This is a genomic window from Bradyrhizobium ingae, assembly GCF_055791185.1.
Genome location: NZ_JBVUBB010000001.1, coordinates 549,419 through 573,856, shown reverse-complemented (window position 1 = coordinate 573,856; position 24,438 = coordinate 549,419). Strand labels below are relative to the sequence as shown.

At 58.3% G+C, this 24,438-nt stretch carries 23 protein-coding genes; 7 read left to right on the top strand and 16 right to left on the bottom strand.

All coding sequences use genetic code 11. From position 1 onward, the window contains the following. Positions 1–214 precede the first annotated feature (214 nt). The 13 genes from ACV1FX_RS02630 to ACV1FX_RS02570 form a co-directional block, all read right to left on the bottom strand. The gene (locus tag ACV1FX_RS02630; RefSeq protein ID WP_473115956.1) at positions 215–1,207 is read right to left on the bottom strand and encodes a tyrosine-type recombinase/integrase; all 993 of its coding nucleotides are present in this window, start codon (positions 1,205–1,207) and stop codon (positions 215–217) included. Then, positions 1,204–2,148, bottom strand: a complete 945-nt coding sequence (locus ACV1FX_RS02625; protein WP_473115955.1) for a tyrosine-type recombinase/integrase — start codon at positions 2,146–2,148, stop codon at positions 1,204–1,206. Before ACV1FX_RS02625 ends, ACV1FX_RS02630 begins: the two co-directional genes overlap by 4 nt. After that, entirely contained in the window at positions 2,145–3,395 is a 1,251-nt protein-coding gene (locus ACV1FX_RS02620) for a site-specific integrase (protein ID WP_473115954.1), read from the bottom strand. The genes ACV1FX_RS02625 and ACV1FX_RS02620 overlap by 4 nt, the downstream gene beginning before the upstream one ends. Before the next feature lie 99 nt (positions 3,396–3,494). Then, positions 3,495–4,010 (bottom strand): hypothetical protein, encoded by a 516-nt coding sequence (locus ACV1FX_RS02615; protein ID WP_473115953.1) that lies wholly within the window; start codon positions 4,008–4,010, stop codon positions 3,495–3,497. 2 nt (positions 4,011–4,012) lie between these two features. Continuing rightward, positions 4,013–4,894 (bottom strand): ArdC family protein, encoded by an 882-nt coding sequence (locus tag ACV1FX_RS02610; protein WP_473115952.1) that lies wholly within the window; start codon positions 4,892–4,894, stop codon positions 4,013–4,015. A gap of 463 nt (positions 4,895–5,357) precedes the next feature. Then, positions 5,358–5,888: a cysteine hydrolase family protein gene (locus tag ACV1FX_RS02605; RefSeq protein ID WP_473115951.1), complete on the bottom strand. Its 531-nt coding sequence runs from the start codon at positions 5,886–5,888 to the stop codon at positions 5,358–5,360. A 33-nt stretch (positions 5,889–5,921) separates the two neighbouring features. Continuing rightward, on the bottom strand, positions 5,922–6,560 hold the full coding sequence (locus ACV1FX_RS02600) for an acyl-homoserine-lactone synthase (protein WP_473115950.1): 639 nt from the start codon (positions 6,558–6,560) through the stop codon (positions 5,922–5,924). Between the two features lie 197 nt (positions 6,561–6,757). Continuing rightward, positions 6,758–7,642: an autoinducer binding domain-containing protein gene (locus tag ACV1FX_RS02595; RefSeq protein WP_473115949.1), complete on the bottom strand. Its 885-nt coding sequence runs from the start codon at positions 7,640–7,642 to the stop codon at positions 6,758–6,760. Between the two features lie 262 nt (positions 7,643–7,904). After that, positions 7,905–8,336: a DoxX family protein gene (locus ACV1FX_RS02590; protein ID WP_473115948.1), complete on the bottom strand. Its 432-nt coding sequence runs from the start codon at positions 8,334–8,336 to the stop codon at positions 7,905–7,907. Positions 8,337–8,395: 59 nt separating this feature from the next. After that, positions 8,396–9,433 (bottom strand): zinc-binding dehydrogenase, encoded by a 1,038-nt coding sequence (locus ACV1FX_RS02585; protein WP_473115947.1) that lies wholly within the window; start codon positions 9,431–9,433, stop codon positions 8,396–8,398. 185 nt (positions 9,434–9,618) lie between these two features. Next, complete coding sequence (locus tag ACV1FX_RS02580) at positions 9,619–10,587, bottom strand: Bug family tripartite tricarboxylate transporter substrate binding protein (RefSeq protein WP_473115946.1); 969 nt, start codon at positions 10,585–10,587, stop codon at positions 9,619–9,621. 356 nt (positions 10,588–10,943) lie between these two features. After that, on the bottom strand, positions 10,944–13,154 hold the full coding sequence (locus ACV1FX_RS02575) for a xanthine dehydrogenase family protein molybdopterin-binding subunit (RefSeq protein ID WP_473115945.1): 2,211 nt from the start codon (positions 13,152–13,154) through the stop codon (positions 10,944–10,946). A 1-nt stretch (position 13,155) separates the two neighbouring features. Beyond that, the gene (locus ACV1FX_RS02570; protein ID WP_473115944.1) at positions 13,156–13,611 is read right to left on the bottom strand and encodes a (2Fe-2S)-binding protein; all 456 of its coding nucleotides are present in this window, start codon (positions 13,609–13,611) and stop codon (positions 13,156–13,158) included. Between the two features lie 37 nt (positions 13,612–13,648). Between ACV1FX_RS02570 and ACV1FX_RS02565 the strand changes: the two genes are divergently transcribed. Next, positions 13,649–13,783, top strand: a complete 135-nt coding sequence (locus ACV1FX_RS02565; protein ID WP_473115943.1) for a hypothetical protein — start codon at positions 13,649–13,651, stop codon at positions 13,781–13,783. A 1,185-nt stretch (positions 13,784–14,968) separates the two neighbouring features. Then, entirely contained in the window at positions 14,969–17,059 is a 2,091-nt protein-coding gene (locus ACV1FX_RS02560) for a methyl-accepting chemotaxis protein (RefSeq protein WP_473115942.1), read from the top strand. Between the two features lie 177 nt (positions 17,060–17,236). On the opposite strand, the gene ACV1FX_RS02555 is transcribed toward ACV1FX_RS02560, so the two are convergent. Both ACV1FX_RS02555 and ACV1FX_RS02550 read right to left on the bottom strand, forming a co-directional pair. Continuing rightward, a complete protein-coding gene (locus ACV1FX_RS02555) occupies positions 17,237–17,650 on the bottom strand; it encodes a carboxymuconolactone decarboxylase family protein (protein ID WP_473115986.1) in 414 nt (137 codons plus the stop codon). Between the two features lie 359 nt (positions 17,651–18,009). Then, positions 18,010–18,789: a TetR/AcrR family transcriptional regulator gene (locus tag ACV1FX_RS02550; protein WP_473115941.1), complete on the bottom strand. Its 780-nt coding sequence runs from the start codon at positions 18,787–18,789 to the stop codon at positions 18,010–18,012. A 552-nt stretch (positions 18,790–19,341) separates the two neighbouring features. Here ACV1FX_RS02550 and ACV1FX_RS02545 point away from each other — a divergent pair. The 5 genes from ACV1FX_RS02545 (at position 19,342) to ACV1FX_RS02525 (ending at position 23,362) form a co-directional block, all read left to right on the top strand. Continuing rightward, positions 19,342–19,923, top strand: a complete 582-nt coding sequence (locus ACV1FX_RS02545) for a VOC family protein (RefSeq protein ID WP_473115940.1) — start codon at positions 19,342–19,344, stop codon at positions 19,921–19,923. 292 nt (positions 19,924–20,215) lie between these two features. Continuing rightward, a complete protein-coding gene (locus tag ACV1FX_RS02540) occupies positions 20,216–20,686 on the top strand; it encodes an Lrp/AsnC family transcriptional regulator (protein ID WP_473115939.1) in 471 nt (156 codons plus the stop codon). A gap of 90 nt (positions 20,687–20,776) precedes the next feature. Beyond that, entirely contained in the window at positions 20,777–21,475 is a 699-nt protein-coding gene (locus ACV1FX_RS02535; protein WP_473115938.1) for a fumarylacetoacetate hydrolase family protein, read from the top strand. 134 nt (positions 21,476–21,609) lie between these two features. Then, positions 21,610–22,692 (top strand): cupin domain-containing protein, encoded by a 1,083-nt coding sequence (locus ACV1FX_RS02530; RefSeq protein WP_473115937.1) that lies wholly within the window; start codon positions 21,610–21,612, stop codon positions 22,690–22,692. An 88-nt stretch (positions 22,693–22,780) separates the two neighbouring features. Beyond that, complete coding sequence (locus tag ACV1FX_RS02525) at positions 22,781–23,362, top strand: maleylpyruvate isomerase N-terminal domain-containing protein (RefSeq protein ID WP_473115936.1); 582 nt, start codon at positions 22,781–22,783, stop codon at positions 23,360–23,362. 69 nt (positions 23,363–23,431) lie between these two features. Here ACV1FX_RS02525 and ACV1FX_RS02520 read toward each other — a convergent pair whose 3' ends face one another. Continuing rightward, complete coding sequence (locus ACV1FX_RS02520) at positions 23,432–24,403, bottom strand: amidohydrolase family protein (protein ID WP_473115935.1); 972 nt, start codon at positions 24,401–24,403, stop codon at positions 23,432–23,434. Positions 24,404–24,438: the final 35 nt, after the last annotated feature.

The following is a 24,438-nucleotide window of genomic DNA, read 5'->3' as shown; positions in this document are numbered from 1 at the left end:
TATGAACGCTGCAAATTACGTCTCACCAGGGCACGCCAAAGCAGTTACAGTTGCTTCAGCCGCATTCCTTCATCCGACGATGGGCCACTCTTGCCGAGTGTTCTGCCGCGGAGCGGCTTCGTCCAATGGTCATTATGCCGTAAGCCGGATTATGCCGCATGGCCGAGGTTGGCGGTTGTCACGCTTGCTTTCGACCATGCGGCATTCGGCATAATTAGAGCGTTTCGAGGAAGGCGAGCAGTTCGTCGCTGGGACGATACCGACCGGGATGCGTTTCGGGGCTGGCGACCTGCGAGAGTGCCTTTTCCTTCAGCCGCATGTCGGCGTGGATATAGATCTGGGTTGTTTCCACGGATTCGTGCCCGAGCCATAGCGCGATCACGGATTGGTCGACGCCGTGATGGAGCAGCTCCATCGCGGTACTATGGCGCAGCGTGTGTGGCGTGACGTGTTTGCCTGCGAGGCGCGGGCAGGTTCGCGATGCCGTGAGGCAATGCTTGCCTACTAGATGCTCCAAAGCATCACGGCTGAGTCGCTCGCCCCGGATCGACGGGAACAGTGGCCCGTCGCTGTCAAGGCGTTCACCTATCCAGGCCTGGATCAGTTTGGCCGTATCACGACGAAGAGGCGTGCTGCGTTCTTTTCGCCCCTTGCCGATGCACCGGATATGAGCGCCGGTGCCGAGGATTACGTCGTTGCAGCGCAGGTTGATCAGTTCGGACGCCCGCAACCCAGTCCGAAGTGCAAGCACCAGCAGGACGTGATCACGCCGCCCCACCCACGTCGTTCGATCGGGCGCAGCCAGCAGTGCCGCTATCTCCTCAGCGTCAAGGAACGTCACGCTCCGCTTTACGTACCGCTTGTTCGGCATTGAGAGAATGCGCTGGCAATGAAGAAGCCAGCTCGGGTCGGTCAATGCAACGTAACGGAAGAACGAGCGGATGGCGGCAAGACGCGTATTGCGGGTGCGTGCCGAGTTGCCGCGCACCGTTTCCATATGAGTCAGGAAGTCGGCAACAAGATCGGCATCGAGATCTCCGATCGTCAGCTTCGTGGGCGGCTTTCCACACCGTGAACTTGCATAGCGGATCAGCAACCGGAATGCATCGCGGTAGCCAGCGACGGTGTGGCGGCTCGCTTCCATCTGCGTGCAGAGCCGATCGGTGAAGAAGCGCTGGATCAGCGCGGGGAAGTTGGTCGCCTTCATCGGGTTTCCGCCTCCACTGCCGCGCCCGTTATCCGAGCGGAGGCCAGCTCCAGCAGTTCCGGGACCGCTTCGAGATACCAATAGGTATGAGTGGGGCTCGCATGACCGAGCCAGGTCGTGAGCTTGATCATCTCGCGGCCGACGTCCGTGCCCGACCGATACCAGCTGAGCATGGTGCGCACCGCGAAGGTATGGCGAAGATCGTGGATGCGTGGTCCACGGCCGTGCCGAAGATAAAGCTGCGGCTTTCGCAGCCCGATCTGCTGGCATACATGCGCGAAGTTGTAGCGCGCACCGCAATCGCCAAGACGATGCCCCTCGCAAGTCACGAAGAATGCTTCCGGCCTGCGTCCGAGCAGCCGGTCCCGCTCGCGACCATAGCTTTCCAGTCGCTGCACGACGCTCGGATCAAGCGGCAGCAACCGCTCCTTGCCGAGCTTCCCCTGGCGGACGTGAAGCACGCCGGATTCGCCATCGAGATCGGCAGGGTCGAGACCGAGAGCTTCGCTGATCCGAAGTCCGGTCACGGCGATAAGGCCGAAGAGCGTCGAACAGGTCAGGCCACGCATGCCGTAGACCGATGGCAGAGTCCGTGCATGCTCGATGATCGCAACGATTTCGGCCTCACTATAAATATATGGATGCACGCGTTGAATGCGACCGGGCACCAGTCCCCGGGGCGGGGCTTCATGCTTGGGGTCTATGCCATGCAACCATTCGGCAAATTGGCGAGCTACTCTGAAGCGTGTTGCCCGGGTTCCGGAACTGGCAGAGGACAAGCTCTCGAGCCAGCGCATGATCAGGTCGGCATTGACGTACTTCACGTCATCGCGGTCGGCAAACATTGCGAAGCGACGTAGTATCCGTTCATCCGTGCTCAGATCGGCGCCAAGCTGTCTTCTGACGGTCAGATAGCGGTCAAGTTCGGCAAGGAAGCTCATCGTGCCACCTCCGCGATCGGCCAAGGCTGGGCGATGGAACGCAGGCCATCCGTGTCGAGTTTCGCGTAGATCATCGTCGTCGCCCGCGACCGATGCCGCAGCAGATCGCCGATCTCTTCCAGCGAGGCGCCGGCTCGAACCATATTGGTCGCCAGGCTGTGGCGTAGAACATGCGATCCCACGTAGGGTGTCGGCGGCTTCACGCCCGTCGCCGCGAACGCCTCCTTCAATATGGCGTTGATGACCTGGCTGTCCTTGAATGGGCGGTTTGGCGCCCGATGCGTCACGAACAGCGAGCGCGTGGTCGTGGAGGTTCGCTCCTCCTGTAGATAACGGATGATCGCTTCGCCGACGTCTGGCGGGATCGGCAGCCGGTCATGGCGCTGCCCTTTTCCACGAACGAGAAGCTCGCCGGAGCGCCAATCTATATCATCCAGTTGGATTGCAATGACCTCGGGCGCGCGCAGGCCAAGGCGAGCCATCAGTAGCAGCATTGCGTAATCGCGAGCGCCATGGCGCGGATTGACGCGCACCGAGGCTAGAACGGCCTCCACCTCATCCGGCGATAGATAACGAGGGAGCCTTGCGCCCCACGGTCTGTGGGCCTTGGGCACACAGAGCGACAAGTTCGTGGTCGTGAGGCCCCGTGCGAACAGATACCGGAAGAAGCTGCGCAGATGCGTTGCCGGCGTCTTGTCGCGGAACGGGCGCTTGCGCGAGAGAAGGTGCTCCATGAACGCCACGACATCCCGGGCGTTGAGCGCCGGCAGATCGAGCATATGGTCGCCGAAGCGACGGTGAAGAAAGCGATCCGCGAACCGAAGCACATGATAGACCGAACGAGGGCTGAGACCGCGCTGCCGCAAAAGATAGGTTTCGAAGTTGCTCAGCAGTTCCTGACGTTCAGCTTGCGCAGGCGTAAGCGGAGGTCGCGTCGCCACTCCTATCTCAATGAGATGCGCAACGAACAGCCTGGCAAGATTAGGAATCTTGACCTGGCTCTTCGGTGTGGCCGGCAACCGCCGCCCAAGCTCGACAGCAAGGTCTGGCGTCAAAGCCGACGGCGCAATGCCCGCGGCGTCGAGCAGGCGACCGAAGCGTCGAAGTAGGTAGCGATAGTTCGCGAGGGTCTCGGGTTTGTAGTTTTTGGACGAAAGGCTATGCTCGAACGATGCGAAGTAGAGGTCGATGCAGGTCGTTGGTTCAGCTATTTCCATTTCTTGTGCTCCAAGTGGTTGGAGCAACATTCTTCATGCTAAAGCTATATCTTTTGAGCGCATTTTCGGCAGCTTCCGACCTCTATTCGGTCATAGATACTTTGCGACAGGAATGGCTGCTTCGAGCGCTTAGCTGGTATCCGCAGATTTGAGGATTGGCCGAGATATGAGATTGCTGACGGCGGCGGAAAGACGACGACAGGTAAGTTCAAATCCGACTTCGTCAGTGCGCATGACAAGATCACTGAACGGACGTCGACCGTACCCTTGAGCAATCATCTGGGAGGTTCGGGCGATCTCTTCGGAAGTCAAGACGCGTTCACGATTTGAGATGTGAGCAAGATCGGCGGTCAGGCTGACGCAGTGGAAAGCTATCCCACGCCGCCGGAAGGTCTCTCTATAGAATAGCCAATTTGTGCGCCGTAGTGGGTAGGCCATAATCACCGCAGGACGGCTTTCAAGCTGCTCTTCACAAGCGGCAACAATCCGGCGGCTTGTTTGCAAAATCGAGCGGAGCCATGGCCCTGGGGCAGAGTAGTCATCTCCATCGACAAATCCAATTTCTAAGCGCGCTGAAACAGCCCGGCCCAAGGTTGTTTTCCCGACACCCACCGGGCCGTCAAACGACACGACGGCTAACGACATTCTCAATCCTCGACCCGCTCGCAACCAACCATCAAATACCACTCAGCGTCCACTTTGTCCTGAGAGCGGCTGTTAAATGTATAATCGGTATGACCGCTTGCTGCCCGATACTTGCCGTTCCTGCTAGCTCTGATTATGCCTAATCGCCGCATGGTCGAATCCCGGTGAGCTAGCCGCCAAACTCGGCCATGCGGCATAATCCGGCTTACGGCATAATGCCCAAGCTCATGAAACAGCGTTCGGTAGTAGTTGATCTGCTCGAAAAAAGCCGGTTGCGGCGGGATATGGACGGTATCGTCCGATGGTTGGTAGAAGGCCTTGGCGCCGCCGATGCGGACATCGGCGAGCGTCGCAGCGGCCAGCGCCTCGGCTTGCGGCACGATCTCGCGCTCGGGTAACGACGGCCGCGCGACGATGCAATGATCCGGCAGGTTGTCGCATTGATCGACGTTGAAAACCGTGTAGCGGCGGAGAAACGGAACGGACGCCTCTTCCTTTGCCGGCTTGTCATGACTGGCGCTGGTCGCGCCGCCCTGCTCGCGCTTGGGAACGAACCGATCGGCATAACAAACGGTGACGCCGTGTTCACCTTTGCGCACGGTGCCGCCGAGGCTGGACGCTTGGCGGAACGTGAGCCACCGTTGGGAGGCAAAGCCGCATTCAAACAGCCGGCCCCACAGGATCAGGACATTTATCCCGGAATAAGCCTTGCCTGTTGCCGCATTCCGAGGCAGTGCGAAGGCCTGATTGCCGCCCCCACTCCCCCAGGGCCGGGCCCAAGGAAAGACACCCGCCTCAAGATCAGCGACGATGTGGGCTGTAATCTCCCCATAGAGACTTGCTTTCGGCTTGCTCGCTTTGTTGTCCGATGAGCGCTTGGGCATGACGATCTCCGTTCCCTTCTCTTACGCGCCCTGCCCCCGGAAGGCGGGGTGGGCGGCGAAGAGCGACCGGACAGCCCCGAACTCTGAGGCGGGACGCACCGGAACGGCCGGAGCGAGAGCGGAGGACCGCGCTACGCAAGCAATCGTCATTTCGAACTATGAGGAAGCGCGGTTGCGACCCGCCGGTTCGGGGCTATACGGGAGCGCCGCCCACCGCGCCTGCCGGGGGCTCATCAAAAGCGCCGGCCGTCTGCGGCCGGCTCCGCAAAGCGTCGTCCCAAACGGTCTTCTGGACGTTATCGAGACTTTCGCGTGCAATCGATTACGTAGACGGCACGTGCGCGCCAGAACCGCGGTGGACGATGTGTTTGCGCCAGGGATCGAAGCCGTAAGGCCGAGACCGCAAGGCGGGCTCGGTTCACGAGAGCCCGGCCCGCAAGCAGCAGCTTGCGGGAGGCGCCGTTTAGGACAGCAATTCCCGAACCTTCCGGCTGATGGCCTGATCGCCCAGAGACACGGCCCATTCCAGAAGAGCTTGGCGCAATGTTGTAGCGAGGACGCCGTGATGAGCTAATCGCGCCAAAGCAATCGACCGATCGCCATCGTCACGTGCAACCGACAAATCCGAGAGCAACCGGATGTCGTACCCATGCCGCACTCCTTCCAACGCCGTGATCAGTACCTCTTCTTCAAGAAACGCTCCGCCCAAAAAGATCACGCCCGAACTTAATTCCGTAAGGCGTGCGGCGAGCCGTGGATCCTGCCAAACCACCAAGGGATCGACATCCAAGCACTCTATGTAAGCGGCAATATGATCAGGAAGTAGGTCCCGCTGCTTGCCAATTGCGATTTGGGGAATGCCAAAGACCTCCCGACACGCGGACAGCAAAGCGAGGCGCCGCTCGATGCCAAGGATGGACGCATGAGCGTCCACCCCACGACCTCGGGTCGTGTTCAAAAGAACAACGCAGCTATGTCGCGGATCGGCCAGCATGGAACGAGACGTCAGCGACCGCTGAGCGAGGGATCAAGCAACGTTGCGCACCGATTCGGGCACGATCAGAACTGGACCGTCCACGCCAGCTTGCCGGTACATGACCTCGAGCGCCCGATCTGAATCGTGGAGAAATCCCGCAAGCGCGATGGTTTGCCCAAGCGGCTGCGGCTCGCAAAGCCGCTCCAAGGGCCAACCGGCTCGCCTGAGGATGCGTTCCATTCGCGCATCGGTGACAGTCACAATGGATTGCGCTCCCGCCGCTCGAATCGACTCCAGCATCGCAGCAAACAGCACGAAGGTGGCGCGATTGAACCCGCTTCGGCCGGGGTCGACACAGCGCTCTGTATCGACACAGAAACGCGAGCTTTCGAGAATGCCCACGTCACTTGGCGCAGCCCGGTTGCCCAGAAGATGGGTAAAGGTGTCGGCGAGCATGTTTGGGCCTGTCGTGGGCAGGAGCCTGACGCAACCCAGAACCCTGTTCTCCTCTGAAACCACGAGAAGATATGTCGGACTCAGAGCATCATAGACATCGATTTCCAAGTCGCCCGATACTGACACGCTCCAGTCCAGCCGGTCTTTGAAAACACGGCGGCGGAGCCGATACATCGATCTTAGAAGATCCAGATGGCGACCAAATTGAGACCTGTGAAGCGCGATGGCATGCATGTCGACCTCCTCAAACTACTGGGAAGGCTTTGACAGCAGAAAACGGGCGCATGATCGCCTGTCAGATTTTGCAGGTGGCGTGAGATCCGCCGGATCACGTTAGACCACTTTGGCTGGAATACAATGCGCCATGCCTCATCGAGGCGCACGCGCGTGCCCTCCGATCTGGCTTCGCTGGACATCGAATGAGAAGGCCGTCAGCTCAACAGGCCGCGGCGCAAGGCTATCGCTACACACTGGGCGATCGACGCCGCGCCCAATTTTCGGCGCGCGTTTTCGAGATGAAAGACGACGGTACGCGGAGCGATCGCGACCAGAACGGCAATATCGGCGATCGTCTTGCCCTGCGCTGTCCATGCAAGGCACTGGCGCTCGCGCTGGGTCAACTCACTTCCAATGAGTTGCCGCGTGACAAAAGCAGCTTCGAGCCGCGCGGCGACATGGACGTGAAAATACAAGCCGGCCTGGTGGATGAAATCCTTGCACTCGCCAGCGATACGATCGATATCTGTCTTCCGATCGTCCGTCGCCAGCGTAAAGGCCGCCATTCGTCCGAAACCGCCCCTGATCGGCACAGTGATGCCGGATCGAATGCCAAAGGTGGTTGCCTCATCAAAGAACTGGCGCTGGGCTCGCGAGCCGACGGGCGCGCCGGCGACCCCGCCCCAACTGAAGAGATCCCGTTCGACCTTGGCACGGAGGACGATCGGATCGAGCTGCTGATATCCAAGATGAAAGTAGCGGCTGGTCCATGACTTCGGGTAGGACGAGATCAGCATGGGCGCCTCGTCCGTCAAGCGCAAATAGGCAAATCGCTTAAATCCAAGCTTTGATGCAAGCCGCGCGGCGATCCGCTCGAAAGCGTTCGTATCGCCCGCTGTCTGGATCGCGTCAATAAACTCCTGGAACGTATTCTCGATCGAATTCATTTGCTCGGACCATCTCGGCATTTGTCTGCCGATTTTCGTCGATCGTCGGCGGCACTTGCTGCAATTCGGAAGGTGGACCCACGTTTGCCGGTCGGCATCCTCGCATCTCCGCTTCCTCAATTTGGAATGCCGTGCACCGGCGGCGCAGAGCATCTTGTTCTGCCGGCTTGCTCTGGAACCTGATGCATCATCATCGACCGTGCGCCTGTGGCCTGACCGCGACCGCGCTCGTCGACTGACGGATGACCGGTGTCCGTTTTCCCCAGCGATGTCGAAGAAGCACTAGCACCTTGATCTGTCTTCCCTGATGTAGCCCGTATCCGATAAGCTTGAGCTCGCCCGCGGGATCGAACTCGTACGCTATTTCGGACTGGGCGAGCCTTCATCGAGCGTCGAAGGCCAGTTTCCCGGTTGATCAGAATTCGCGACCAATGAGCCTGTCCACCGACAATCGGCCGCCCCCGAGAATGGTGATCGCAAGGCAGGCGGCCGTCCATAAGATCGAGTACTCCATCGCCGACCAGCCCCTTGCCGAGGTCACATGGATGGTGACGGTCAGAAGACCAGCGCATACCGCTGCGGCAGGGCGCGTCAAAAGGCCGACGGCGACAAGCAGGCCACCGACGAACTCGATCGATCCGGTGAGATCCACGAAAAAAGCGGCAGGCTTGAAGCCGATGGCCTGAAAGGCCGCAATCGTCTTTGCAGGATTACCGCCAAACCATCCGAACAATTTTTGCGCGCCGTGCGGGACCAGCAGAAGCCCAGCTGTGAGACGGATCAGGGGATAAGCGAAGGGTTCGAGGCCGCTATAGAGCGGTTTCAGAAACGGCAAAAACAGTTTCATCTGGCGGATTTCCTTCTATTCGTGCAATCAACGCAGCGAACAGAGGTGAGAAGCGGAGCTTATTTCAACGTCGGGTCAAGTACGATCTTACCTAGCACCTCCTGTGTTTCCATGAGGTGATGCGCTTCGGCCGCGCGCGAAAGTGGTAGTACTTGCTCGATTACCGCTTGAACCTTTCCGGCTGCAGCGGCGGCAAAAATCTTGGGAATATCCGCGGGGGAGTAGCCTGGCCGGCCCCTGATAGAGATGCTTTTCTGATAAAGATGAGAAAAATCTATCGGCACAACGGGGCCGGCGTGCGCCCCCGCCGTGACGAGGCGACCGTTAGAGCCAATCGCGCGAAACGCTGCCGGCAATACCTTGGGATTTGCAACGTTGTCATAGAGCACGTCGACACCCCTGCCCCTCGTGATCTCCATGACTTCCGCATAAAGGTCGTGAGAGTTGTAGTTCACGGCATAGTCAGCACCGAGGGACGTTGCCAGTCTGGCGCGATCGTCCGAACCTGCCGCAGCAATGACCTCGGCACCGACTACGTTTTTCGCGATCTGAATTCCGAGCGTCCCGAGATTGCCGCCCGCGCCCATGATGAGCACGGTCTCAGATCCTTTCAGTTCAGCGACATTGACGAGAAGATTCCAGGCCGTCGGAACGTGTCGCATGACGACGGCGGCGTGATGAAAGTCGATATCCGACGGGATCTCGACTGCGACAGCAGCCGGGACCGTGACTTTCTCGGCGAAACCACCGGGTCTGTTTATGCCCATCATACCGAAGGGTCCGCGATAGTCCTCCACGTTGCCACATGTATCGAGCGGCATCATGCCGGCTGCGGCGGCGCGCATTCCCCTACGCCAACCGGTCACCCCTGGACCAACCTTGTCAACCACACCAGCACAATCAACCCCGGGAATTAGAGGCAGAACAATGCCGCGGTGATGTTCCTTCCCAGCACGAACCGAAACGTCCAATACCCGATTGACCGTAGACGCGAGAATGCGGATGCGGATCTCGCCCTCCCGCGGCTCTGGTTCTGCCACGTCCTCGTAGCGCATGACCTCGGGCGGTCCAAACTCGCGAAGTACGATCGCCTTCATTCAAGCACTCCTCGTAAAAACCGGCATCGCTTGCCGCCAATCTGTCCCGTTTGACCCGGATCTCGATGATTGCGCTCCCGATCGGCACTCGGTCACCATTGCTCGGTCCAAACAGGCAGTACATCCGCACGAAGAAGACGCTTGCGTCTGGGTCAATGGGCGGGGGGGCCTGGTCGCTGAGATCCTCAATTTATCTTGAGACCAATCTCGCGGATCACGTTTCCCCACTTCTCTGACTCATTCTTCATAAACACTGCGAACTCGCTAGGCGAAGTCGCGATGGACTTAAGCATGTTAGGCGCCAGGAATTTTCGTTCAAAGTCGGCGTCGGAGAGTATCTGCCTTACATCTTTGTTGATCTTGTCGATGATGGGCTGTGGTGTGCCCGCCGGCGCCACCATGCCGACCCATGTATACGCCTCAAATCCGGCGAGCCCGCTCTCCGAGAGAGTCGGTACATTCGGCAAGTTTGATAGTCTCTGGAGACCGCCAGTCGCCAAAAGCCTGACAGATCCAGTTTCCGCGGCTTCCGCTGCCGGAGCAGGTGATACCAGCATCATCGAGACAGTTCCTGCGAGGACGTCAGACAAGGCGGGGGCTCCGCCTCGATAGTGCACAGCCACTAGCTTGAACTGACCAAGCTGCTGCATGAGTTCAAAGTTGAGATGCATGCTCGATCCTGCCCCGACAGTGCCGTAGGTCAGGACTCCCGGTTTGGATTTAGCGAGAGCCATCAGCTCCTGAAAGCTCGTGGCTGGGACGGAGCTATTAACGATCAGTGCTTGATCGATGCGGCCCACGCCAGTAATAGGCACAAAATCCCAGAATGGATCGTACTGGAGCGCAGGGTACAAGTGCTGATTGATGGCAAATGTAGCATCTGGCGCGATGAGCAGTACGGAACCGTCGGGCCGGGCCCTTGCAACAGCCACGGCACCGATCTGACTGTTGGCGCCAGACTTATTTTCGATGATCACGGGCTGCTTCCAAGTCTCGGAGAGGCGCTGTCCAAGAGCTCTGGCGATTGTGTCCACAAGGGCCCCCGGAGCTGTCGGAACGACAATCGTGACCGGCTTGGTCGGATATTGCTCCTGAGCCGCCGCCCCCGTTGTCAAGAGACCTACAATCCAAAGAATGTAAAGAACCCGCTGCATTTAAACGACCCGTGATGACTCTGATACTAACCGACCTTGTGTATTGCCCCGCACTGGAGACGACAATCACAAAGCCTTCCGACAACGACAGCCTGTTTGGCCGACGACACCTTCTTCTGCATGTGAGACCATAGGCAGATTCGTTGTTTCAACCACCGCACACCCGATAGGTCGTCGATCCTGGGACTTCGACGATTCCTCGTATGCATCCGGTGCGCCCCTCAAGACCTCTTGCCAGCCTTGCGATCACTAAAATGAAACGCCTCTCCCAAGAGAGCCGGTCGCAATGCTGAATGCACCAGAAGGCCAACCGAAACGCAAAAGCGCTTCGGTTGGAGTCTGGGAGGTTACCCGTCTCAAGCAATCGCCTTTTTCACCCGCTCGGGCAAGAACGGTGTGTGTCGCAGACGTACCCCGCTCAACTCCATGATTGCGTTAGAAATGCACGGCGCAACCAGAGGCGTTCCCGCTTCGCTAACCCCGGTCGGAGCATTATCAGTCTTGATCACCTCCACGTGAATCTCCGGAATTTCGTTCATCCGCGGGATTGCATAGTCATAGAAGTTAGACTGTTCGACTGCGCCATCCTTGATCGAGATGCGTTCGCTCATCGCCAAGCCCATACCGAAAACGATGCTGCCTTCCATCTGCGCGACGACGTTGTCGGGCTGGACTGCGAGCCCGCAATCGACGGTGCTCCAGAAATTATGCACCGTAATTTTGCCACTGGGTTGATCGAGCGACACTTCCGCGACGCCTGCAACGTGGGTGTGCTGAAAGTCCATATATGCCAACCCCAACGCACGGCCGGAGCGCTTCTTGCTCCACTCCGCCATTTGGCACACCCGCTCCACCACCTTGCGTGCACGCGGGCTGCCTTTGAGCAGATCGAGCCTAAAGTCGAGCGGATCCACCCGACGACTGCGCGCCACATCGTCCATGAACGCTTCGGTCGCGAACTTGTTAGCGTTTGCTCCAATCGCGCGAAGCGGACTGGTGCGAACACCAGTCTCTTGATAGCTCTGCTCCACGAGAAAATTCGGCACATCGTAGCCGTCTACGTCGGTGCCGCTCATTAGCATGCCATCCCTACCGCCACGTTCAACGAAGCGGACAGGATCAAGATATTGCGTTAGTCGATCCGCCGCAACGCGATGATGCCAAGCGATGAGCTTGCCGGCTCCGTCGAAGCCGGCGCGCAGAAAGTTGGCAGAAAGAGAGCGAAAGCGGCCGTTGCGAACGTCATCTTCTCGCGTCCATATCGTTTTTATCGGACGCCCTACTTCCTTGGACAGCATGACCGCATCCATGATGAAGTCAGCGTCGCGGCTGCCTCGGCGGCCAAAGCCGCCACCCAGCAAGAAATTATTCAGTTTCACCTTGTCTCGGGGGATATCGAGAAATTTGGCCGGTGTTGTCTGCGCGATAGACTGCCCCTGAGTGCCCGCCCAAATCTCGACTGAGCCGCCATCCGGCGCGACAGAGGCGACCGCATTCAGTGGCTCCATTTGCGCGTGATAGGCATAGTCAGTGCGGTATTCGCCCTCGACTACGCTCGCCGCTTTCTCGAGTTCGGCACGCGCCTGCCCCCGCGCAGTAAAATTGAGGGAAGGTCCCTTCACATTCCTGGCCCTCGCGGCAAAGGCGTCGAGCCCCTTGTCGCTGTCGAAGCCCCAAGCCAGGCCGGTGCGGGTCCACGTGACTGCGCCATTCAGCGCCTCGCGTGCCTTGAGGGCAGCCCAAACCGTCTCGGCCACGACACCCACCCCGTGCGGTAGCCGAACCACAGAAACTACCCCAGGGAGCGCTTTGACCACGGCCTCATTGATCTTGTCGGGAATCGCCCCCTCGATCGGCGCGCGCAAAACCACGCCGTAGAGCATGCCCGGAACTTGGACATCGATCGAGTAGGTCGCACTACCGTTCACTTTCAAAGGTAGCTCGATCCGCATGCGGTCCTTGCCGATCAGGCGAAAGTCAGCGGGCTTCTTGAGCTGATCCAACGTGATCTCGGGCGCCGTTGCGGGCACATCTGCGAACTTGGCGATATCGCCATAGGTCAACCTACGACCCGATTTCCGATGCACAACCACGCTCGGCTCGGTGGCAAGCTCTTCGATAGGGACGCCCCATTTACGTGCAGCATTTTCCAACAGCACGCGACGTACCTGCGCGCCGGCGACCCGCAGCGGAGTGTAATAAGCCTCAAGCGTGTATGATCCCGCAGTATACAGCATCCGATAGATCGGACTGCCATAGATCTCATCTACGATCGGCGCCGACACGACGTTGACTCGGGACCAATCAGCATCGAGCTCCTCCGCGACGATCAAGGGGAGCGACGTCATCGAGCCCTGCCCCATCTCAGCGGCAGGCGACATGATGCTGATTGTACCGTCCGGGGAAATGCTGATCCACGGACTCATGGTCTTTCCGCTTGGATCAGATGCAACAGTGACGGCGTCAGCGTTCCCTGGCAGGGCGATCGCGAACGACAATCCGGCCGCGCCGATCATAATTTGACGACGTGATAGAAGCGCTTCAGATTTCTCGATGCGCTTGTTCATGTCATGCCTCCCGCGACGCGCGCTCGACCGCGCGAATGATGCGCTGATAAGTGCCGCAACGGCAAAGATTGCTGCTCATGTGCTCAACGATCTCGGAGCGCGTCGGCTTAGGCTTCTGGTTCAGCAAATCAGCGGCACTCATGATCTGTCCGGACTGACAGTAGCCGCACTGCGGTACGCTCTCAGCGAGCCACGCCTTCTGAACCGGATGGCTAGAGTCCACTGAGAGGCCCTCAATCGTAGTAACCGTCTTGCCCGCCAACTCCGAAAGCTGCGTCTGACAAGAATACGCGCGCTTTCCATCAATATGGACCATGCAGGCGCCGCAAAGCCCGGCCCCGCAGCCAAATTTTGTGCCGGTCAGCTTGAGGCTTTCGCGGATCACCCATAGGAGCGGCGTATCGGTCGGCGCATCGACAGAAACCGATTTGCCATTGATCGTAAAGCTAGTCGTCATGACTTCCTCCAAGTAGCGCCATAGAGCGCCTGCACGCATGAACTATCCGAACTTCCGCATCGATCTCGTTGGTAAAGCTCCGCGCATGCGGATCGCCGAATCCACCAAAAACACTGAAGGGCCCATGGCAGGTCGGTTGGTGAGCGATGATCGGCGAAAGGGCTTTTTCTGATCACCGGCCACGGCTTTCGCCATCATCAGGTGGCACTGCGCAGGGCTGGTCGCGCAGCAAAGTGGCTGACATGATTGTTTCGATTGTGCCGACCACGGCACTAGCGCCGAGTCCGTGAAATTCGGTGCTTGTCGAACGAGGGAAACGCGCTTCATTCCAACCGCAACGATGCGAACGCCGCTTGGCGCGGCAGCATCGAGCTTCACTTTGTTCGCCTCGTGCAACCGCCGCGTTCTGTTCGAACTCGCCCGCGCGCTCATTAGACCGTTTCTCCCAAGCCGCATTGTTACACATTGAAAAGGGTGTTTCTTGCCAATTTTGTTCGTTGGATCGCGTCGAGTTGGTGGGTATTGCCAAGCACCCGCAATTTCGAATGCCCGAGCGCACGAACGGTTGCAGCTCGCCTAATGGCGTGAAGCGCATGTTCATCGAACGCCGGACATCATCACGATCAGCTATGGCAGTTGGCTCACCACCAAGAAAACGGCGCTACCGTTAGACGTTGGGCACCGAAAACTGACGGCGCAGTCACTACACCTTTTCGAAAGCTTCATGGATTCGGCTTCGGAACGTTTTGGCCGGCAAGAACTGATTGTGAATGAACCGCGATGGCTCAGCCGAGGGCCCGAACTAAGACGGCAGCGTTACGTTCCAAACCGCAGACAACGAAGTAGTGACAGGCACCCTTGACGAACAGACCGCATGGACCGGTCACCACGACTTGCTTCATGTCGTCGGCATATGCGCTGCCCGCAATAGTGCTCGCGCGTGAAGACGCCCCCCAGAGACAGCCATTCCTCCCCCTAGCAGATTACGCTCAGACAAATCACACCGAAAAATGTACATGTCCGATTTAATGCCGTCAATCAGTTTTGGGCGCTTTGGAGGGCAAGGGCGGCGGCTGCCTAGGACTGGCCAGGCAGCGGGTGGAATACGCCCCAAGTAAGTGGATTGCTCAATGAATCCGGGGATTCGCGCCATCCTGGAAGGAACTCTGCGTTCATCCCCCACCGCTTTATACCGCGATCGCGACGTCAAGGAGCGGTTAGCTTTTTTCGGTCATATACTAGTTTTAGAATCGCCTCCAAAACGGCGGCTTTCTCTCTCGATGCCGGTGGGAGCGGATGGGGCTGCCGCCAGCTGATAGCGATGCAATTCATCTAAAGAGAGCTTCTGGAGAAACGCATGTTGAATCGGTTGACTATATCGGCGCTACTGAAGATCGTGATTTTCGCCGCAGCTTTCTGTGTCGTGGTCGTATTCTCCTTCAATGCTTGGGATGGCTGGCAGCGCTTACTGGTCGCAAGCCGAATTTCCGTGGTCTCGGACGCTTCGGCAAACTTATTCGCGGCGATGCATAATCTGCGCACCGACCGCCTCTCCAGCAGCTATCTCAATGCCGACGCCCCTATCGATAGCGACACTGAAAAATATCTGCGTCAAGTCCGCGACGCGGAAGTACCGGCGATGGAAAACGCGCTCGCTGTCCTTGAGAAGATCGATTTCGAGTCGAAGAATATCCTGTTCTACGAGTTCGACCAGCACTTCAAAACGTTGTTGTCCCAGCAAAGGGAATTCTGGGAACTCATAGGGCAACCGAAGGCGCCTCGTCGTCCAGGGCTCGCAAAAGAGTATACAGAAACGGCAAATGCGCTGCTTGCCACATTGGCGAAGTTGTCGGCTGTCCTGGCCGTCGACATCAACCACAAGGACGCTGTGATCGACCAACTGCTTGCAATAAAGCAGGTCGCCTGGTTGTTACGAAGCACGGCTGGCGAAGGTGTTGCGATTGTTACAGCTGGCCTCATGGAAGGGCGCGTCACGCCGGAGTTGAAGAGCAATTACATTAGATCCGGCGGCGGCGTCGACGCTGCGTGGAAGGCGCTTGAATTGACGACCGCTACCATGCAGTTGCCACAAGGGATTTCCACCGCCATGACTGCGAACAAGAGCGCATATTTCGACGCAGAGTTGCTCTCGCTGCGTGATCGCTTGCTTATAGCCCTTGAGAATGGCCAGAAGCCCGAACTGACGGCGACTCAGTGGAATGTGCTCACTTCGGGTCGTCTGTCAACGACGGTTCGCGTTGCCGAAGCTGCTCTCGATGCCGCCAAGGAGCGCGCCCGGATCCTGTATTCCGCTGCCCTTAGATCGCTAGTCCTGCAGCTCTCGGTGCTGGCCGGGTCAATCCTATTGAGCGTAGGCGCTATGGTGGTGATCAGCCGACGTGTGATCACCCCGTTGCATAAGATCCGTGATGCCATGCTAAAGGTCGCCGCTGGCGATCTTTCCGTCCAAACGGGCTACGCTCATCGCGGCGATGAGATCGGATCGCTCGTCGGCGCGCTGGAGACGTTCAAAAATCAAGCCATCGAGAAGCTGAAGATGGAAGGCTTAGAGCGCGAGCGCAATGCCGGCGCTATCGCGCGCCAGCGGGCCATCGAAGGGTATGTCGGCGAATTCGAGGGCCGCGTTCGCAAATCCCTTAATGAGTTGAACGAAGCCTCCGCCGAGATGCGGAAGACATCCGGCGATCTATCGGCCGTGTCGCGCCAGACCAACCACCGCGTTCAGGTTGCCGAAAAAGCTTCCGGCGACGCTTCCATAAGCGTTGAAAGCGTAGCTTCAGCCTCGGAGGAATTGAGCGCCTCGATCAACGATATCAGCTGGCAGGCCTCGCATGCCGCAGGTATTGCGAGCCGTGCTGTGAACCAGGCTCGGGAAACGGATGCCACGGTGCAGGGGCTCGCGAAATCGGCCGACCGGATTGGTGAGGTGGTCGGTCTGATTACCAGTATCGCAGCGCAAACCAATTTGCTTGCGCTTAACGCTACCATCGAAGCCGCCAGAGCGGGAGACGCGGGTCGCGGATTTGCGGTGGTCGCCTCCGAGGTTAAGTCTCTGGCGAGCCAGACGGCAAAAGCAACCGAGGAAATCTCCGAACAGATTGCGGATATCCAGAGAGTGGCTGGCGATGCTATCAATGCGATTCAGGCGATCGGCGGTATTATCGGTGAGGTCAATGAGGTGGCAACCTCGATTGCCGCTGCCGTTCAGGAGCAAGGCGCGGCGACCGCAGAGATCACGCGCAGCACACAACACGCGGCGCAAGGCACCAAAAACGTATTGGACAACATCTCCGGCGTCAAAGTAGACGCTGATACAGCAGCAGGTGCGGCCGAGAGCGTGAAGCTCGCTTCCGAAACGCTGGAAGTACAAAGCCGCGGACTCGGCGAGCAGGTGAGTAATTTCCTCGGCAAGATTCGCGCGGCGTAGTCGAACCTAACATTCGTTCCATTCTGGACGACGGCCGGCATATTGACGGCGCAATCAGGCCGCTTTCTTAGCGCTGGCGTTCAGGTCCTCCCGCAGGTAGGGCCTGGAAGCCGCGCGCGCTGGCGCGCATTATCAGCATCCACCCGGAGTTGGTCGCGCGGGCCTCGCGTCGACCGACTACATTTCCACCCCGCTCGTCTCCGGCGTGATTCGAAGCGCTTTGGTAAATCGCGTATTCCCGACATACCAAGCCACTAGGGCGGCCAAATCCACGGCGCCCTGCGCGCCAAACGCATCGATCACCGCCTGAAACGTTTCGTCATCCACCCCGTCGGCACCACAAGCTTGATCAACGAATGCAAGTGCCACCCTCTCGTCGGTCAAGAATAAATCTGACTCAATCCAGGCTTTGAGTGCTTGAATTTTTGAAAGGGGCACACCGAGTTTTACCGTCACCCCGACGTGCACACTCCATTCATATGCGCCGTCGTTCAGTTGACAAATACGCAAGATCATCAACTGCTGTAGGGGCCTGGGTATCGAGGAGTCTCCGCGGAGAGCGGTCGCATAGGCCGCCTGAGCCCTTAACATCGCGGGAGAATGGCACAATGTCCTATGTATATTCAGGATTTCGCCGCCCCGAGCGCGGATCGCCGAAAACGCCTCAGTGATCCGGTCATCTTCCGCTGTAGAGGTCCCGAGCCGAGATGAGTTCTCAGACGCACGCATTGCACACCTCCAAACTGGGCCTGTTGCAAAAGGAAAAGCGCGCGCTCGGCTTGACGCAGGCGCGGACGGGGAGCTCCAATGCAACCCCAGCTATCAAGAGGCTCATAGATGCGAGCCCCTCAAATTGCAATATGTCCGATTTTATGACGTGTCAATATTTGGCTAGCGCCATGGTAGTCGGCGCCGTCGACCACAGGCAATAAGGCGCGAAGCCAATCCAGCTATGTGCGATTGCGAACAGGGCCGCGGCGCGTGGCCGGAGCGACCTCCGCTTTACCGCTTTTCATTCCATCGAGAAGCAGGGCAGTCATCGTTCTCAGCTCCGCCAGTCCGGGCTCGACCGACGGCTTATTGGTTGTGTGGAGCCACCAACGCACGGACGCGAACATGAGATAGAAGATTGTACGAGCGGCCAAATCGACGTCGATATATGGCATGATCTCCCCCGCGTCCCGCGCTTTGGATACGAGATCGCGAAGATGACTGATCGTCTCGAGGCGAATACGGCTGAACTCGCGCGCATGGGGAGACGTGGTGTGAAAAACATTCTCGCGCAGGATAGTGCGAAAAAGATCCGGCTCGGCGGCGTATGCGGCGTACACTGGTCGAAAATGGGCGACAACCGCATCCACGAGCGATCCTTGATAGACGCCGGCTTCTCGGCAACGTTCAATCACGGGAGGCATGAACTCATTGAAAATGAGCAGCACTAGCTCACGCTTGTTCTCCGCGTAAAATCCGAGAGTTCCGAGTGCTACACGCGCTTCCTTGGCGATGTCGCGAAGCGTTGTGCCGTCATAGCCAACCTCGGCGAACTGCCGGCGCGCGGCCGCGTAGATCCGCTGAAACTTGTCGACTTTATTCTGCTCCCTAAGTCCCAGCGTCTCCGCGTGATCCGCATGCGCACCACGGATGCGATAAACGTCGTGAGGCTGTTCCTTTTCACGAGAAATGGCGCGCGTGCTGGAACGCTGCGTCTTCGATTTTGCCTTTGACTTCATCTTATCCGCTGGTTGCTATCTGCCGAACCCTAACAGCGCTCATGTCGAGGATCTCACTTTCCCTGCGACAGCACCGTACAAGAATCATGAAATTGACAATGCTACTCGCAGATAGAGTGCCCCAGCAACCGACGCCATTTTTTGGCTTGTTCAGCAGCAAACTGACTGCAAGTAAAAATTGTACACGGTACATTTTTCTTGGTCAAGCACCGGACGCGATTCAGACCTTGCCGACTGCTGAAAGAAGCTCACGGCGCGGCGGCAAGGCGGCATTTATTTCCCGTTTCGGGGGCGCCAACCGCGCCTTCTTATCGCGAGGAAGAGCCACCGGCCGCCGGTCTACCCAGCTGACGAACAATTACTGGACATATATCAATTTCGATCCTATATCATTTTCCGTCGCCACGGCGCGCTTGAGAAGGTCTGGGCCGGGAAAGATAAGCGGCGAGCATTCGACTTGAAGAGAGAAGTCGAGCGAACGCAGGCCCGCTGTACGGGACGGCATTCTGAAAAGCGCATGTGATGGTCTGAACAAGAGGAGGAGTTTGACGGATGACCACGAAAGAGACGACCTCGCACCTGTCCAACCTTAATCCCAAGGTTGGCGGGCGCGAAGAAAAGGTCGACAATGCCTTTGGGTTGTGGGGGTTGGACCACTTTGCATTGACCAGCCAAAACGTAGCTCTCATGGAGCGTTTCGTGCGCGAGTTTATGGGGGGCGAACCCTATTATTACGCGGGCTTCGATGAGACGGACAAGAAGATGGGCCGTAAGCCCCACCTTTTCCTGCGGATCGGTCACTCGCTTCTGCAATGTACAGAAGAAGCAGGCCCGTCTACGCCGCAGCCCGACGACCCCAATATATCCCCGCATTATGGCTTCAGGACCACGGTAGCAGGACTTGATATGAACATCGCGCGTCTGAAGAAGGAAGGCATCCCCTTCTTCGGGCCGATGAGTCACCGTGATATCGATATTGTTTCCGTGTACTTCAAATCACCGGAGGGCCACAAGTTCGAGATCTGCACTTGGGAGGGGTACCCCGAGGATAAAGCGAGGATGATGGGAGCGCCGGGGGTCGGCTTCATTCCATGGAAAGACTTGAACCATAACTGGCCACATACGCGGAGCTGATTCAGATCCGGATGGGTCGACACGAGGCCGCGGGACAGTGTGAACGGTTCGCGGCGTAGCATTCGCGAAGGGGCATGTGATGCCGCTTCGCGCATGCGGCGGTCTGAAGCCGCCTATCCGCAATGCAGATCTAATCCTGTTTCTACCGATTTCAGGGATTGGTCAAAAGCGGGCAATGGCGCGGTTCATCAACTAGGTTCCCGACATGCCCCTCACACAAAGAGCTCAGACGACTCGAACCGGGAGTAGCGACCTGGTCACTTACAATGACGACAAGGTGGGAAGACTGAGGATGTCGGTTTCCAACCTAGATGCGATCGACAAAAAGATCATCAAAGCCCTTCAGTGCGATGGCAAGATCACGATTGGAGACCTCGCCGAAAAGGTTGGCCTATCCGGGTCTCCGTGTGCCCGCAGAGTGCGGCAGCTTGAGGACAGCGGCATCATCAAAGGCTATGCGGCCATCATTGACCAGGAAAAGGTCGGATTGCCGGTCAGTGCCTTCGCATCCGTCAAACTCGAACGTCAGACTGAGGAGCACGTCGAGCGCTTTGCGGCTGCCGTGATGAGCTGGCCGGAAGTTGTCGATTGCTACCTGATGACAGGGCAGCGCGACTTTTTGCTACGAATAGCCGCCGGTGATCTAAGGGCCTACGAGCGCTTCTTGAGGGAGAAGCTGGCGCGCGTTGAAGGCATAGCGTCAATTGAGACTAGCTTCGCTTTGGTACAAATGAAGCGTTCTGAAGCACTGCCAATCCCCTAACCATCGTTGCTGAAGACGGCCCGATGCTCCGCCTTCTTTCGGGTGGATCCGGGCTACGATAGAAATTGCGTATCGAAGAGGATCACCAACTTGAGTTTCGTGTTCGACCCCGCTCCTACTCCAAGCGCAGCCGTCTATGGAGAAGCCGCACGCTTTCCCGTTCGCCGCATCTTCTGCGTCGGGCGAAACTACGAGGCCCATGCCCGCGAAATGGGTAAGGACCCGTCTCGCGAAGCACCGTTCTTCTTTACCAAACCTGCGGATGCAGTGGTGGACGATGGTGCCATTGTTCCCTACCCGCCGCTGACGAAGGACTTCCAGCACGAGGCCGAACTTGTTGTCGCGATCGGGCGAAGCGGGTTCAACGTGCCGGAAGACAGCGCCTGGGACTTGATCTGGGGCTATGCGAACGGCAATGATCTGACGCGCCGAGACTTGCAATTGGAGGCGCGTGACAAGGGGCGGCCCTGGGACTGGGGCAAGGCTTTCGACAAGTCAGCCGTATGCGGTCCAATCCACATGGCTTCACGGATCGGTCGGCTCGCCTCGGGTGGGATCAGGCTATCCGTCAATGGAACTGTTCGTCAGAGCGCTGACCTTTCCGAGCTCATCTGGTCAGTGCCGGAGATCATCTCGATTCTCTCACATGCTGTGCGCTTATTGCCGGGCGACCTCGTCTATACCGGTACCCCCGCAGGCGTCGGCGCATTGGTGCCCGGAGACGTCTGCGTCGTCGAGATCGAAGGATTGGGCGCGCTCACCACCACGATTGCAGAGCCGGTTGGATGAGCCGACTGCTCCTTCACAACTAAGTAGATCTCGATGCGGAGCGAGTTACTCACCAGCCATGCTGTTCACCTCCTGCCCCGGAACGACCGCATCAACTCACGCGATCATCACTATGCGACGACAAGGCCAGGAACATGAATGATCAAGACCACAGCAACATGATGAAGCCGGAGGACACTCCGGAGCTACGTCAACTGTATTCGGAGTTCGAAGCCGAATATCTTAAGCCGCTGTGGACGCAGATCGACGACCTCATGCCGGTCGTACCCGCCCCCAAGGCTGTGCCTCACATATGGAAATGGTCGCGACTGCTTCCGCTTGCGCAACGTTCAGGTGAGCTCGTTCCAGTCGGGCGGGGCGGCGAGCGCCGCGCCATCGGACTGGCCAATCCCGGCCTGGGTGGGAAAGCGTACATCAGTCCAACGCTCTGGGCGGCGATCCAATATCTTGGTCCGCACGAGACCGCGCCAGAACACCGCCATGCTCAAAATGCCTTCCGGTTCGTCGTAGATGGAGAAGGCGTATGGACCGTCGTAAACGGTGACCCAGTACGCATGAGCCGAGGCGACCTTCTGCTGACACCCGGCTGGCATTTTCACGGCCACCACAATGACACGGACGCTCCGATGGCATGGATTGACGGTCTCGACATTCCATTCTCCTACCAGAACGACGTCGGATTTTTTGAGTTCGGATCCGATCGCGTGACTGATTACGCGACACCGCACTTCTCGCGCGGAGAGCGGCTCTGGTCGTATCCGGGCCTGCGGCCGCTTTCGCAGCTTAAGGACACCGTCAGTTCGCCGCTCAGTGCGTATCGATGGGAGTTCACCGACCGCGCACTGACTGAGCAACTGCTTCTCGAGGACGAGGGACAGCCGGCCACGGTCGAGCAAGGGCACGCAGCGATTCGCTACATCAATCCGACGACCGGAGGCGATGTTATGCCGACAATCCGCGCCGAGTTTCACCGCATTCGAGCGGGAACGTCTACGCCGCCACGACGCGAGGTCGGATCGTCGGTATTCCAGGTCTTCGAAGGATCAGGGGCGGTTTCTTTCAATGGCACCACGACAAGACTAGAAAAGGGGGATCTCTTCGTTGTGCCCTCCTGGATCGGCTGGTCCCTTCAAGCTGAGACGCAGTTCGATCTGTTTCGGTTCTCGGATGCACCTATCATGGAGCGTCTGCACTTCGCCAGGACTCAAATTGACTAGTCCGAGGGCCAGGCGGCTTGAGGTCTGATCCCATCGTGCCTGGAGGTGCAGAGAAGCCGGAACGGCAATCCCCTGGTACCAAAGGCGGATGTCTACAATGACTAGTCGCGTGGAAGAGGAGGCCCGGAGGCAATTGCGAGACCGGCTCGGATCGGACTCTCGATACGACTGTCCGGCGGCGCCCGCTCGAGATCTTTTGTGGGCGCGCCAAGGGACGGCCTACTTTGCTCGAAAGTTGAACGAACTCTCCGACAACGCACTAGACGCGCCCTCCCTCATTCCGAGTTGGACGCGTCGCCATGTCGTTGCTCACATCGGCTATCAGGCCCGCAGCCTTGCGCGACTCGCCGAAGCCGCACGCAAGGGAACGGCGAAGGAGGTTCTGGCAGAACCTGAGCACCAGATCGAGAACGTCGAGCTCGGCGCGACCCTTCCCGCGCACGCGTTGCGCCATCTCTTCCAGCACTCTGCGGTGCATCTCAGTGTTGAATGGCGGGATCTGAGCGATTCCCAGTGGCAGACCAGCGTGTTGTCCTTAACGGGTGATCTTGTGCGGATTTCGAGAACGCCATGGTCTCGAGCAACAGAGATTTGGAGGCACGCTATCGACCTCGATAACGGCGGCTCTATCTATGATGTACCGGCAGGACTGCGCAACTACGCAGGCTGACCTGGTGGTCTGCTCGCGAGAATGTCTGCGATCCGAACAGATTTGGGGCAGATAAAAGCGTTGTCAGCTCTAAAGGTTAAGCAACGCCTCCGCGTTGCCATGGGCAATGCGCTGCCTATCTGAGGGGCTAACAGGAATGTTATCGAGGAATGCCCTCCCCTCTTCCATCGTCCCGTAGGGGTAGTCCACAGAGAACATAATCCGCGGGACGCCGACTTCGAGCATTGCATTAAGAAACGTGTGCATGAAGTTGAACCCGCCAAACGTATAGTGCAGGTTTTGGCGAAGATAGTCGGCGACTGGCAGTCTAAGTTTTGTCATTTGCACGGGAAAGGACCGGTTCAGCCGCTCGATCATGAAGGGTATTCCCTCCCCGAGATGGCCGATCACCACCTGGAGCGCCGGATAGCGGTCGAACACACCGCCGAGAACCAACCGGAGAACGTGGGTTGCGGTCTCGATGTGCCAACCCCAGGCCTTCCCTGCGAACACGCTCGAGATTGCCGGAGGGAAACCGCCGTACAGCGCGTTGATGACCGGCTCCGGTGGCATCGTCGGGTGGAGGTAGATCGGAACACCGAGGCTCTCGGCGCAGGCAAGAACCGGACTGAAATAGGGATCATCGAGGTAGCGGCCACGAGCGTGGCCGTTGACATTGGCACCTTTGAATCCAAGTTCAAGAACGCAACGCTTGAGCTCAATTGCAGCCTGGTCCGGAGACTGGATCGGTAGCGAAGCAAAGCCCGCCAGACGGGTAGGATGAGCCTTGATTCCGGCTGCGAGGTAATCGTTTGCGTCCCGCGCGCATGCGATTGCTTCCGGAGCATCGGCTTGCTCGACACCGGGAGAATTAAGAGAGAGGACCTGCATGTCGATGCCGGCAGCATCCATCTCGGCGATCCGCGAGTCCCCGATATTCATCAACCTATCGAAAAGCTTGCCTCCACCCGGGGCTTGGCGCATCCGTTCTGTGCTGGCCTTGCCAAGGCTGGATACGAATGTCGGCGTAACGAAGTGTTCTTCAATTGCAATGACGCGCATTCCGCCCCTCCCAAGTTTGAGAATTAAAGCAACGT